This is a genomic window from Nocardia beijingensis NBRC 16342 (genome assembly GCF_001612785.1).
In the GTDB taxonomy this organism is placed as follows: Bacteria; Actinomycetota; Actinomycetes; order Mycobacteriales; family Mycobacteriaceae; genus Nocardia; species Nocardia beijingensis.
Map to the genome: position 1 here is coordinate 19,281 of NZ_BDBC01000080.1, position 11,755 is coordinate 31,035.

An 11,755-nucleotide genomic window follows, 5' to 3' on the forward strand; every position below is an offset into this window, starting at 1 on the left:
CTTGGGGCCGGTCCCATCCTGCTGTTCCGGGATGTCACACCCGGTCTACCGCGAACGCCACGGCGGGCCACATGGCCCAGCGGTAGTCCGTGTGCGCGGCCGGACGGATGCCGCCTTCGCACACCGGATCACCGCTCGCGCAGTAGTTTCCGGTCCGCCAGGCGTATGGGTCCGGCACGTTCCAGCCGATCAGCCGGATCGGGTCGCCGAACAGCAGCACCGCGGCCACCCGGGACTCCAGCTCCGCGGGCAGCGTGTGGATGCCACCGAGCACGGTCACGATGCCGGTGCCGAGCACTCCGTGGGTGACGACGGCGCCTTGGGAGAAGCCGACCAGGATGAATCGCTGCTCGGGGCACCGCGCGGCCTGCCACATCAGGTGGGCGGTCATGTCCTGGGTGCCGCGGCTGATGGAGGACGGGTCGAGCAGGTCGGCCGGGTAGTCCACCCGATACGCTTGGGAGTCGACGGGAAGCGTCTGCCACAACGCGTCGTACAGCGGATCGCCCACCACGGAACCCAGATACCCGGGTTCATGGGTGCCTCTCGCGACGACGACATCGACCGCCGCACAGGATGCCGCCCACGCGTGCATTCCCGTCGCGGCCCCGAATGCCGCTGCCAGCAGTAGCACGGCGAATGCCCTTGCTACCCGCCACTTCTCGAACTGGATTACCTTCCGGTTGGCCATCGTGCTCACCTACTCACGCCGTTGTGAGACAGCCGAGCGACACTTGTCAGTGACAATTCTCGGCTATATCCGCGAAGGTAAGAACGGCTTTGCCGACCGTCAAGCAACTCCATCCGACCGATACGGAGTCAGCGCCGAACCGTGTTCTACGGGACGAGAACCGCCGCGCCGGCGAATCGTCCGTGCGCCAGGTCGGCCAGCGCCCGATCGGCCATGTCCAGGGAATACCCGTGCGTGGTCAGATGTATTCGGTGTTCGCCCGCGAAAGCCAGGAATTCGCGGGCGTCCGTGCGGGTATTCGCGGTCACCGAGCGAATCTCCCGCTCCTGGAACAGATGCCGCTGGTAGTTCAGCGCGGGAATGTCGCTGAGATGGATACCGGCGATGGCGAGGACCCCGCCCCGATCGAGCGCCGCCAGCGCGGGCGGCACCAGTTCACCGACCGGAGCGAACAGGATCGCCGAATCCAGCGGTACGGGAGGGGGATCCGCCGCGCCCTGCACGGAGGCCGCGCCCAGCGCGGCGGCGAGCTCCCGCGCCGCCGGGTCCCTGGTCATCACGTGCACCTGCGCGCCGCGTGCGACGGCCACCTGAGCGGCGATGTGGGCGCTGCCGCCGAAACCGTAGATGCCGAGCCGCCCACCCTGCGGCACCGCGGCCCGCAGCAGCGCGCGGTACCCGATGATGCCCGCGCACAACAGCGGAGCGGTGTCGGCATCGGAGTATCCTGCGGGCAGGCGCAGCGCGTAAGCCGCAGGAACACAAGCTAATTCGGCGTAGCCGCCGTCGGCGTCCCAGCCGGTGTAGGCGGAACGCGGACAGAGGTTCTCCGCCCCGCGCAGACAGAACTTGCACTCTCCGCAGGTATGCCGCAGCCAGGCGACGCCCACCCGGTCCCCCACCGCGAAACCCTCTCCTTCCGCGGCCGGCCCGAGCGCGGCCACCTCGCCGACGACCTCGTGCCCGGGCACCACCCCGGGGCGGTGCACCGGAAGGTCGCCTTCGGCCACATGCAAGTCGGTCCGGCACACACCGCAAGCCAGCACCCGCACCAGCAGCTCTCCGGGACCGGGTTCGGGGACGGGTGTCCGCTCGGCGTCCACCGGCCCGCTCTCGATCGGACCGGGCCTGCGCACCCGCCAGCAACGCATCGTGGGCGCATCGCCACGCACTTCGCTCATCGATCACCTCGCACCGATCGGATCGACAGGGATGGGGCACTCCGGCGGTAGCGAGCGCCGGAATCACCCTACTCGGGAAATACGGCCACGCGGCCCGGCGACCTCTGATACATTCCTGTATCGAGTACATTCCTGTATCCGATGCCCTCGAACGAGGAGGCGCCCGATGACGTCCGACGCCGCGCAGGCCGCGCCGGCCCGGGTCACCCGCCGCCGTGCCGAGACCAGGAATCGGCTGCTGACCGCCGCCTACGAGGCGTTCGCCGAGGAGGGCTTCGGCCGCGCCACCGTGGAGCGGGTGTGCGAACGCGCCGGATTCACCCGCGGAGCGTTCTACTCGAATTTCGGCTCGCTGGACGAGCTGTTCCTGGCCATGTGGGAGCAGCGCTCCGCGGCGATGCTCACCCAGGCAGCCGCCATCCTGGACGAGATCGCGGCCGACGGCAGCGACGACATCCGCGCCGCGGTCCAGCGGCTGGAACGGGCGGTGCCGGTCGACGAGGGCTGGTACCGGATCACCGCCGAATTCACCGCGCACGCCTTGCGCACCCCCGCGTTGCGCCGGGTGATGGCCGCCCGCGAGGAAGCCATCGTCGCCGCGCTCATGCCGACGATCGTCGCGGCGCTCGAACGCGGCGGCCGCACCGTGCCCGACCCGGAGGCATTCGGGCAGGCACTCGTCGCCGTCCACGACGGCACCAGCGTGCAGGTGCTGATGGAGCCGGACAGCCATGCCGTGCGCGAGCGCCGCACCGAACTCTTCCACCACGTCGTGCTGGCCTACAGCACCGCAACCGAAGGATGAACATGTCCCACAGCAGCCCCGAGGCGGACGTCCTCGTCGTCGGCGCCGGGCTGGCCGGCCTGGTCGCCACCCACGAACTGGTCAAGGCCGGCCGCACGGTGCACGTGCTCGACCAGGAGAACCGCAACAATCTCGGCGGCCAGGCGTTCTGGTCGCTGGGCGGTCTCTTCTTCGTCGACAGCCCGGAGCAGCGGCGGCTCGGCATCGAGGACTCCTATGAACTGGCCCTGCAGGACTGGCTCGGCTCGGCCGGGTTCGATCGCGACGACGAGGACAAATGGGCCCGGCAGTGGGCGCAGGCGTACGTGCGGTTCGCCGCCACCGAGAAGCGGGATTATCTGCGCGAACTCGGCCTGCGCGTCACACCGCTGGTCGGCTGGGCCGAACGCGGCGGCGCGAGCGCCGACGGGCACGGCAACTCGGTGCCGCGCTTCCACCTCACCTGGGGCACCGGCCCCGAGGTGGTGCGGGTCTTCGCCGAGCCCGTGCTCGAGGGCGAACGGCGCGGGCTGGTTCGCTTCGGTTTCCGCCACCGGGTGGACGAATTGATCGTGGAGGACGGCGCGGTGGTCGGCGTGCGTGGCGCCGTGCTGGAGGACACCGATCTGGACCGTGGCCGCGCCTCGTCCCGGACCGAAGTCGGCGGGTTCGAGTTGCGCGCCAAGGCCGTGATCGTGGCGTCCGGCGGGATCGGCCACAACCACGAGCTGATCCGGCGCAACTGGCCGACCGAGCGACTGGGCCCGTGCCCGGAGACCATGATCTCCGGCGTGCCCGCGCACGTCGACGGCCGGATGCTCGCCATCACCGAGGCCGCGGGCGGCGCCATCGTCAACCGGGATCGCATGTGGCACTACACCGAGGGCATCGTCAACTGGGACCCGATCTGGCCCGACCACGCCATCCGGATCATCCCCGGGCCGTCCTCGCTGTGGTTCGACGCCAACGGCAAGCGCCTGCCCGCGCCGTGTTTTCCCGGCTTCGATACGAACACGACGATGAAGGAGATCCTGAAGACGGGCTACGACTACTCCTGGTTCGTGCTCACCCAGTCGATCATCGAGAAGGAGTTCGCATTGTCGGGTTCCGAGCAGAACCCGGACATCACCGGCAAGGATCTCAAGCTCACCTTGAAGAGCCGCGTCGCCAAGGGCGCGCCGGGGCCGGTGGAGGCGTTCAAGCAGCACGGTGTCGATTTCGTCGTCGCGAACACGCTGCGCGAGCTGGTCGAGGGCATGAACAAGATCGCGCGCGGACCCCAGCTCGACTACGACGACCTGGAACGCCAGATCGTCGCGCGCGACCGGGAACTGACGAACAAGTACGGCAAGGACAGCCAGCTGATGGCGATCGCCAACGCGCGCCGGTACCTCGGCGACCGGGCGGGCCGGGTCGCCAAACCCCACCGCATCCTCGATCCCGCCGCGGGCCCGCTGATCGCCGTCCGGCTCAACATCCTCACGCGCAAGACCTTGGGCGGCCTGCAGACCGACCTGAATTCCCAGGTGGTCCGGCCGGACGGGACAGTATTCCCCGGCCTGTACGCCGCGGGCGAGGTCGCCGGATTCGGCGGCGGCGGGGTACACGGCTACAACGCGCTCGAGGGCACTTTCCTCGGCGGGTGCATCTTCTCCGGGCGCGCCGCCGGACGCGCGCTCGCCGCGAAACCGGCCTGATCGCTACCGCAGGCAGCCGGACGCGACCGTGACGGGCCCCGTCGCGGTCGCGAGGGACGGCGAGGACGTGAAAGACGGCGCGCCCGAATAGAGCCGGGCACCCGCCGGATACCGGCCCGGCTCCGCCACCACACCGGCGATCTCGGCCTCGTTGCCGAAGACGTCCGTCACGCGCACGGTGAACGGGCCGGGTCCAGCGCCGGAAACGGTCCAGTAGTTGTCCCCGCGCCGGGTGAGCTGCCGCCACGGCCCGCCATCGGCTGGGCGGGCAGCCGCCTCGCGCAACGGATTCCCGGTGCCGCCGAAAAGGATGCCGAACCAGGAGGAGGACGAATCCGGTTGTACCTCGTAGGTCAACTCCTGCGCCGGTTGCGGGTCGCGGACCAAGCGGTAGCCGACCCGCGCCACGCCGTCGCGCGGATCGGCGATCCGCTCGAACGCCGCCGCGCTCAAATCCAGTTGCCCCGCAGCGCATGCCGGGCAGTGGTCGACCACCAGCGCCCGGACCGACCCGCGTGGACCCGCGATGTCCAGATAGGCCCCGCAGAGGTCGGCGCGCCCGTAGTCGGGAGTGGACAGCCCGGCATAGTAGCCGTCCGGCGGCAGCGCGCGGAACGAACACGACACCTGTCTGCCGAACACGTAGTAGCGCGCCTCAGCGGACATATCCGGCCCGATCGGCGCGAAAGTCACAGCCGACACCGGGAATCCGGACGGTGCGGACACCTCGTCGAGCGGACGCGCGGCGCCACAGGTCGGCGCCGACGGCCGCACCAGCCAGACGACCACCGCGAGGGTGGCCAGCGCTCCTGCGGCAAACCATAGCCATTCGGAACGGAATGGCCGCTCCTGGATCGGTACCCGGTGCATCGCTCCCCCGACTCCGGCTCGGCTGCTCACGGACTTTCCATCCTGACGTCACCAGGAAAGCAGCCCGGCCGCTGTCGCGCACTGCGAACGAAAATTCTCCGCAGTGAAAGGCAGGCGATTCAGCAAGTGCGCCGCTAATTCCGGCCATTCCGCTCAGCGACGGCAGCCGCGGATCGGAAATGATCCGGGCGTGGCCCTGGCGCACCGATGACGGCCCCGTTCACCGCCTGCGCACATACCGAGGGCAGAGGATCCGCCCTGCCTCACGGGCGATCTCGGCCAGCGCCCGAGCCAGCCGCGCGGTGTCCGGCGCCGCCGTTTCGGCGGCAGTCAGGCTCGACAGCGACACCGCGGCCACCGCCGCGCCGCGACCGCGAATCGGCACGGCGACGCAGGTGATTCCTGGCACGGACTCCTCGTTGTCCACGGCGACGCCCTGGCGGTTGCGGATGCGGCCGAGTTCGCGATGCAGTTCGGCGCGATCGGTGAGCGTGCGAGCGGTCAGCTGCGGCAAGCGGTCCCGGAAGGATGCCTCCACGATGCTCGGGTCCAGCGTCGCCAGCAGCGCCTTGCCGAGCGCGGTGCTGTGCGCCGGCATCCGGCCGCCGAGCCGGGTGGGCACGCTCGCGGCGATCCGGCCGCCGATCTTGTCCAGGTACAGCACTTCGCGGCCGTCCAGAACGCCGAGGTGGCCGACCATGCCGGTCTGCTGGCACACGTCGTGCAACAGCGGACTCACCGCGTCGCGGATCTCGTTGTGGTCGGCGGCGAGGCCGCCCAACTCCAGTGTGCGCAGGCCGAGGCGGTAACCGCCGGGGGCGTGCGCCAGCCAGCGCAGCCGGACCAATTGATCGAGGATGCGATGCACGGTCGAGCGCGGCAGTCCGGTGCGCTCGGACAGTTCGACGAGGCTGAGCATCGGCGTCGCGCCGTCGAACGCCTCCAAGATCAGCGTCATCCGCTCGATCATCGATACCGGAGGCTGGCTCGGTCGTGCTGCCGATCCTGATCCGTACGATAACTCCCCCGGCTCGGGATCGGTCATCACCTCGACCGTCATTGCCAACAACCTCCACGCGTGCTCGCGTAGAGCTTAGAGGCCACTAGGCGGACCCGTGCGCGGAATCAGCCTGGGCGAACAGCCACTCGCGGGTGTTCCGCTCGGCCAGTAGCGGCAGGAAACCGACGACAGTGGCATGGTCGGCGACATGGTCGTAGGACGCCTGGAGGTGGTCTTCGATCGCGGCTTCGCTGACGACGCCGCCGAATTCGTTCTCCAAACGCCGCGCGGCCGCTTTCAGCGCGGGTCCCTGGTCGAGGGCGGTCTCTCGGTTCGGCTCGTGGGTGGCGGGACGGTCGGTCATCGCGGATTCCCCTGGTCGTGATGAGATCGGACACCTGGGCGCTGTCGTGGCCGCACGGCAACACCCGTCACACGGGTACCCGGTCGTGCCGGGTCGGACACACAAAGTAGAACACGTTCTTGTCTGAGGGGCCCGCGCGTGCCAGGCTCGACAGATGGATCTCGACGCCATCGAAGCCGTCCGCCAGCTGAAGTATCGCTACTTCCGCACCCTCGACCTCAAAGAGTGGGACGAGTTCGCCGACACCCTCGCCGCGGACGCGAAGGGGCGCTACGGCACCCACGCCATGGGCGAGCCGCTACAGCTCGACGGCCGTGCGGCCATCACCGCGTTCATGCGGGAGAATCTCGGGCCCTCGCTGATCACGGTCCATATCGCCAACCATCCCGAGATCGTCGTCGACGGCGCGACGGCCACCGGATCCTGGGCCTTCGAGGACACGGTGATCGCCACCGAGTACGGGGTGCTGATCCGAGGGGCCGGTTACTACACCGACACCTACCGCCGCGACGGCGACGGCAAGTGGCGCATCGCCTCCACGGCCTACCGGCGCATCTACGAATCCATGCAGTCGCTGTCGGACACACCCAGCTTCCACTTGCTGTCCAACATGTGGGCGCCGGACAAGTGACGGGCGCACCGAGCGCCACGCGATAGTCACGCGAAATCGGTCCACTATCCGCCCGGTGGCGCTGGACGGTCCCGCACCGCCCGGCGGATGCTGCCACCATGCCCTCGCTAGCGCCTGACGAGTTCACTCCCGAGATCACCTATCTGAACACCGCGTCCTTCGGTCTGCCGTCCGCCCGCGCCCTTGCCGCGGTGCGCGAGGCGAGCACGAGCTGGGCGACCGGCCGCAGCGGCCCGACATCCCAGGTGGACCTGCTGGTACCCGACCTGCGCGCGGGGTTCGCGCGGCTGCTCGACGGCGCCACCGCCGACGACATAGCGCTCGGCAGCGGTGTCGCGGGGCTGATCGCACCCGTGGCCGCCGCCCTGCCCCCGGGTGCGGAGGTGCTGCTGCCCGAAGGCGAATTCGCCTCGGTGTCCATGCCTTTCGTCTACCGGGACGACCTGGTCGTGCGGTTCGTGCCCTTGGCGGAGCTGGCCGCCCAGGTGCGGCCGGAGACCGCGCTGGTGGCGGTGAGCGTGGTCCAATCCGCGGACGGCCGCGTCACCGATCTCGCCGAACTGCGCGCGGTCACCCGGGCCAACGGCGCGCGCCTGCTCGTGGACGCCACCCAGGCCGCGGGCTGGCTGCCCCTGCGCTTCGCCGACGCGGATTATTGGGTCTGCGCCAGCTTCAAATGGCTGATCGGTGCGCGCAGCGTCGCGTTCCTGGCCACGCCGCCCGAACTCGTCGGGCAGCTGCGCCCGATCGGCTCCAGCTGGTATGCCGCCGAGGACCGCTGGGCGGAGCTCTACCGCCCCACCGCGCTACCCGCGACGGCACGGCGCTTCGATACGACGCCCGATTGGCTCGGCGTCGTGGCGGCGCTGGCAGGACTGTCGCTGATCGAGGAACTCACCGTCGACAAGATCGGCGCACACGACCTGGAACTCGCCGACGATTTCCGAGCCGGACTGCGCGAACTGGGTTTCGAGCCGGTCGAAGCACGCTCGCCGATCGTCTCCGTTCCCGGCGCGGGCGAGCTGGCGGCCCGGCTCGAGCAGGCGGAAGTGGTCGCCTCGGCCCGCGGCGGCGGTCTGCGGTTCGCCTTCCACCTCTACAACAGCGCCGAGGACGTCGAACGGGCGCTGTCCGCACTGCGCGCCGGGTAGTCCTCCCCGCCTCTGCCCGACCAGGACCAGAGAGCCGACCCGAGCACGGTAGGCCGCCGAGTCCGCGACCGCCCTCTCTGTCGCGGGGCCCACGACCGGAACCCGCGCATGAGGTCGAGCGGGCACTGCTCCCGCGAGCTCGTCAGTCCCAGCGTGTGACTGCGGCCCGATCGGCGGCAGCGGGTCCGGCAAGAGCACGCTGCTGCGCGCGCTGGCCGAATCAGGACCAGGACGGACCCGAGCACAGTAGACCGGTGTTGCCGCAACCGAACCCTCGGTCGTGAATGAGGTCGAGCGGGCACGGCTCGCACTGAGAGCTTGGCAGTCCTTGTAGCGGCGGCGTGCTGCTGGGCCGGTCGGGGACCGGGCGGGACCGGCGGCGCGACATGCCATGAAGCCCCGCCGCCGGTCGCGGACCGCCGAACCGCCGCCCCAATCGGTTGGGAACCGATCGAGCCGGAACCTCCGCGCAGCCGACGCGTCGATCACCGACCAGGGCGGTGCGCGGGAGCGGTGATCAGCGGGAGATCCAGCGCGGTGCGGATTCCGGCGGGAGCCGCGACCACCGCGGGAATCGCGTTGACGATGCGCAGGCCGGTCGCCAGGACGGTCGCGTAGTTGTGATCCCCGTTGCGGCTCGAGGTCACCAGGTCCAGCGCGTAGTTCGGCTCGCCCGTGATCTCGACGCGGTAGGAGCCCTCGGGGTCCGCCGGCTGCGGCCAGTCGGGACACAGGTCGGGGCGCAGCCGGGTCACGTGCTCGAGCACCGTGACGGGCGTGTCCCCGACCATGCCCCTGACCTCGAAGCGCAGCGCGGCCGCGGTGCCCTCGGCGATGTGCCCGGTCGCGATGTCGAACGACTCCGGCGCCGGGACGCGCTCGTAGGTCTGCGTGACGGCATCGAGGGTGACCCCGATCCCGGCCGCGAGCTGACGAACCGTGCCGCCCCAGGCCAGCGACAGGACGCCGGGTTGCAACAGCATGGGCGTCTCGTCCATGGGCTTGCCGAAGCCCATGATGTCGAACATGACCGCGCGGTTGTCGTAGCTGGCGTAGTCCACGATCTCCAGACAGCGCAGCTGGTCGATGCGCAGACAGGTCCCCGCGAGCGCGAGCGGCAGCAGGTCGTTGGCGAAACCGGGATCGATGCCGTTCACCCACAGCGACGAATTGCCCTGCGTCGCCGCCTCTTGCACCGGCTTCAGCAGCTCGTCGGGCAGCACGCCGTAGGGGTACTGGAAGAACACGGGGGCACACGCGACGACATTGATCCCGGCGGCGAGGATGCGTTGCAGATCTTGCACGGCTTCGAACAGCCGGTTGTCGGTCATGGAGCAGTAGACGACGCAGTCCGGCCGCGACGCCAGCAAGGCGTCCGCGTCGGTCGTCGCGGTGACGCCCACCGGATGATCCAGCCCGGCGAGCGTTCCGGCGTCTGTGCCGCTCTTTGCCGGACCGGACACCCACACGCCGGTCAATTCCAGTTCGGGATGGGCGATCACGCCGGCCAGGGCATGCCTGCCCACATTGCCGGTGCCCCATTGCACTACGCGATAGGTCATGTCACAGGTCCGGGATCGGGAGGTCGAGGTTGGGAACGATCAAGCCCCCGTCCGGCTCGAGAATCTTGCCGGTGAGATACTTGCCCGCGGGCGACACCAGATAGAGCGCGGCCGCGGCGATGTCCTCGGGTTCACCGATCCGGTGCAGCGGCGTTTTCGACTCCAACTCCGCCCGCATGGCGTCGTTCGCGGCGACCACCTCCAGCGCGGAGGTCAGGATCGAGCCCGGCGCGATGGCGTTGACCCGGATACGCGGATTCAGGTCGAGGGCCGCGAGTTTGGTGTAGTGGGCGAGAGCGGCCTTGGCGGTGCCGTACGCCGCGAACGCACGTCCGGGTAGCCGCCCCATCGTGGACGTGATGTTGAGAATCGAACCGCCGCCCGCTGTTTCGAGCATGCGCGGCACCGCGGCCCTGACCAGGGCATGCGCATTGGTGACATTGAATTCGAAGGCTTCCGTCAAGGCCTGCGGCGTCGTGTCCAACAGCGGGCACGGCAGCGCGCCGCCCACGTTGTTGACCACGATGTCCAATCGCCCGAAGCGTTCCACGGCCGCCGCCGCGAGGGCTGCCGTCGCCTCCGCGTCGCTCAGATCGGCAGGCACCACGTGGGCCTGCCGTCCGGCGGCGGCGATCCGCTCGGCGACCTCGTCGAGCTGGCTCTTGGTTCGTGCGGCGATGACGACATCCGCACCCGCCTCCGCGAACGCGACCGCGATAGCCGCGCCGAGGCCACGACCCGCACCGGTGACTATGGCGACCTGATCATCGATTCGGAACCGATCCAGAATCATTGACGCTCCCTACCACTGACGAATATTCGACAGTCTGTGATCTAATATTCGTCATCGTAGGTCGCTCACCCGAGCCGGGACAAGAGGTTGCCGCCATGCCGGACCGATCCGCGTCGCCGCCGACGCGTCGTGTCGTCGATATCGTGTCGCTGCTGGCGACTTCCGGGGAGCCGATCAGCGTCGCAGGCATCGCCGAACGGCTCGGCATAGCCCGCGCGACCGCGACCGCGATTCTGGCCGAGTTGGATACGGCCGGCTGGGTCGTGCGCGATCCGGCGCGCGGTTACGGCATCGGTCCGGCGCTGGTGGGATTGCACGGGGCCGCGCTTCCGCACGACGTGGGTGAACTCCTCGCCGGCCTGGCCGCACGGACCGGCTACGGCGCCACGTTCAGTCGCATCGAGCCGGATCGGCTCACCGTGCTCGACGTCCGGCACGGCGTCGACCGCGTGGTGCCGGGAATCCCGGTGGGACACCGCATTCCGCTGCAATTCCCCGCCGGGGCCAGTGTGATGCCGTGGCGTCCGGCGAATGAGCAGAACACCTGGCTGGGCACCGCCACCGGGGCGGATCAACGCATGGCCGGTGCGCTGCTGGCGCTGGTGCGTGAACGCGGGGTGGCGGTGTTCCGGCCGCGCGCCGACGACGCGGGCATGGTCGATCTTCTCGCCGATCTGCTCGGTGCGGTCGGATCCGAATTGCTGCGACCGCATCTGCGCACTCGCGCGCTTCGCCAGCTCGCCGCCCTCACATCGCGGCCATTCACCCGGGCGGAATTGGATTCGGACGACATATTGCCGCTGAGTTATCTCGCAGCCCCGGTTTTCGACGCGAGCGGCACCGCAGCCTACGAAATTCAGCTCGGACCGTTGCGTGCCGCGACGACGCGGGTGGAGCGTGACGAATTCATCGATGCGACGCGCGGCGCCGCAGCCGAATTGACGACCGTGCTCACCGCCGGTCGGCACGGAAAGTAATTCGCGGATTTCTCCAGAAACGACGAAAGGCCCTCGACGTGGTCGAGGGCCTTT

General features: G+C 69.5%; 12 protein-coding genes. 5 read left to right on the forward strand and 7 right to left on the reverse strand.

Features of this window, described 5'->3' with window-relative positions; genetic code table 11:
* Positions 1 to 34: 34 nt before the first annotated feature.
* Positions 35 to 691 carry a cutinase family protein gene (locus tag NB3_RS32735; protein ID WP_067811066.1) on the reverse strand — a complete coding sequence of 219 codons (657 nt, stop codon included), beginning with the start codon at positions 689 to 691 and terminating at the stop codon, positions 35 to 37.
* Between the two features lie 146 nt (positions 692 to 837).
* Positions 838 to 1,842, reverse strand: a complete 1,005-nt coding sequence (locus NB3_RS32740) for a zinc-binding alcohol dehydrogenase family protein (protein WP_157112145.1) — start codon at positions 1,840 to 1,842, stop codon at positions 838 to 840.
* Between the two features lie 196 nt (positions 1,843 to 2,038).
* Between NB3_RS32740 and NB3_RS32745 the strand changes: the two genes are divergently transcribed.
* Together NB3_RS32745 and NB3_RS32750 are read left to right on the forward strand one after the other, a co-directional pair.
* The gene (locus NB3_RS32745) at positions 2,039 to 2,677 is read left to right on the forward strand and encodes a TetR/AcrR family transcriptional regulator (RefSeq protein WP_067811072.1); all 639 of its coding nucleotides are present in this window, start codon (positions 2,039 to 2,041) and stop codon (positions 2,675 to 2,677) included.
* Complete coding sequence (locus NB3_RS32750) at positions 2,674 to 4,353, forward strand: FAD-binding dehydrogenase (RefSeq protein ID WP_067811075.1); 1,680 nt, start codon at positions 2,674 to 2,676, stop codon at positions 4,351 to 4,353. Before NB3_RS32745 ends, NB3_RS32750 begins: the two co-directional genes overlap by 4 nt.
* Before the next feature lie 3 nt (positions 4,354 to 4,356).
* Here the strand turns inward: NB3_RS32750 and NB3_RS32755 are convergent, their stop codons facing one another.
* The 3 genes from NB3_RS32755 to NB3_RS32765 form a co-directional block, all read right to left on the reverse strand.
* Positions 4,357 to 5,253: an expansin EXLX1 family cellulose-binding protein gene (locus NB3_RS32755; RefSeq protein ID WP_157112144.1), complete on the reverse strand. Its 897-nt coding sequence runs from the start codon at positions 5,251 to 5,253 to the stop codon at positions 4,357 to 4,359.
* Between the two features lie 190 nt (positions 5,254 to 5,443).
* Positions 5,444 to 6,181, reverse strand: coding sequence for an IclR family transcriptional regulator (locus NB3_RS32760; protein WP_307696417.1), 738 nt, complete (start codon positions 6,179 to 6,181; stop codon positions 5,444 to 5,446).
* A gap of 145 nt (positions 6,182 to 6,326) precedes the next feature.
* Positions 6,327 to 6,587 carry a three-helix bundle dimerization domain-containing protein gene (locus NB3_RS32765; protein ID WP_067811084.1) on the reverse strand — a complete coding sequence of 87 codons (261 nt, stop codon included), beginning with the start codon at positions 6,585 to 6,587 and terminating at the stop codon, positions 6,327 to 6,329.
* A gap of 154 nt (positions 6,588 to 6,741) precedes the next feature.
* Between NB3_RS32765 and NB3_RS32770 the strand changes: the two genes are divergently transcribed.
* Positions 6,742 to 7,218: a nuclear transport factor 2 family protein gene (locus tag NB3_RS32770; RefSeq protein WP_067811087.1), complete on the forward strand. Its 477-nt coding sequence runs from the start codon at positions 6,742 to 6,744 to the stop codon at positions 7,216 to 7,218.
* A 98-nt stretch (positions 7,219 to 7,316) separates the two neighbouring features.
* Positions 7,317 to 8,369, forward strand: a complete 1,053-nt coding sequence (locus tag NB3_RS32775; RefSeq protein ID WP_067811090.1) for an aminotransferase class V-fold PLP-dependent enzyme — start codon at positions 7,317 to 7,319, stop codon at positions 8,367 to 8,369.
* A gap of 485 nt (positions 8,370 to 8,854) precedes the next feature.
* Here the strand turns inward: NB3_RS32775 and NB3_RS32780 are convergent, their stop codons facing one another.
* Positions 8,855 to 9,931, reverse strand: coding sequence for an NAD(P)H-dependent amine dehydrogenase family protein (locus NB3_RS32780; protein ID WP_067811093.1), 1,077 nt, complete (start codon positions 9,929 to 9,931; stop codon positions 8,855 to 8,857).
* 1 nt (position 9,932) lies between these two features.
* Complete coding sequence (locus NB3_RS32785) at positions 9,933 to 10,724, reverse strand: SDR family oxidoreductase (protein WP_067811094.1); 792 nt, start codon at positions 10,722 to 10,724, stop codon at positions 9,933 to 9,935.
* Here NB3_RS32785 and NB3_RS32790 point away from each other — a divergent pair.
* A complete protein-coding gene (locus NB3_RS32790; RefSeq protein WP_244892175.1) occupies positions 10,724 to 11,701 on the forward strand; it encodes a helix-turn-helix domain-containing protein in 978 nt (325 codons plus the stop codon). The genes NB3_RS32785 and NB3_RS32790 overlap by 1 nt on opposite strands.
* Positions 11,702 to 11,755 lie beyond the last annotated feature (54 nt).

What these genes read in the sequence shown, in the direction of transcription:
- NB3_RS32735 (WP_067811066.1), bottom strand. Translation starts at nt 691, where the DNA reads ATGGCCAACCGGAAGGTAATCCAGTTCGAGAAGTGGCGGGTAGCAAGG.
- NB3_RS32740 (WP_157112145.1), bottom strand. Translation starts at nt 1,842, where the DNA reads ATGCGTTGCTGGCGGGTGCGCAGGCCCGGTCCGATCGAGAGCGGGCCG.
- NB3_RS32745 (WP_067811072.1), top strand. Translation starts at nt 2,039, where the DNA reads ATGACGTCCGACGCCGCGCAGGCCGCGCCGGCCCGGGTCACCCGCCGC.
- NB3_RS32750 (WP_067811075.1), top strand. Translation starts at nt 2,674, where the DNA reads ATGAACATGTCCCACAGCAGCCCCGAGGCGGACGTCCTCGTCGTCGGC.
- NB3_RS32760 (WP_307696417.1), bottom strand. Translation starts at nt 6,181, where the DNA reads ATGACGCTGATCTTGGAGGCGTTCGACGGCGCGACGCCGATGCTCAGC.
- NB3_RS32765 (WP_067811084.1), bottom strand. Translation starts at nt 6,587, where the DNA reads ATGACCGACCGTCCCGCCACCCACGAGCCGAACCGAGAGACCGCCCTC.
- NB3_RS32770 (WP_067811087.1), top strand. Translation starts at nt 6,742, where the DNA reads ATGGATCTCGACGCCATCGAAGCCGTCCGCCAGCTGAAGTATCGCTAC.
- NB3_RS32775 (WP_067811090.1), top strand. Translation starts at nt 7,317, where the DNA reads ATGCCCTCGCTAGCGCCTGACGAGTTCACTCCCGAGATCACCTATCTG.
- NB3_RS32780 (WP_067811093.1), bottom strand. Translation starts at nt 9,931, where the DNA reads ATGACCTATCGCGTAGTGCAATGGGGCACCGGCAATGTGGGCAGGCAT.
- NB3_RS32785 (WP_067811094.1), bottom strand. Translation starts at nt 10,724, where the DNA reads ATGATTCTGGATCGGTTCCGAATCGATGATCAGGTCGCCATAGTCACC.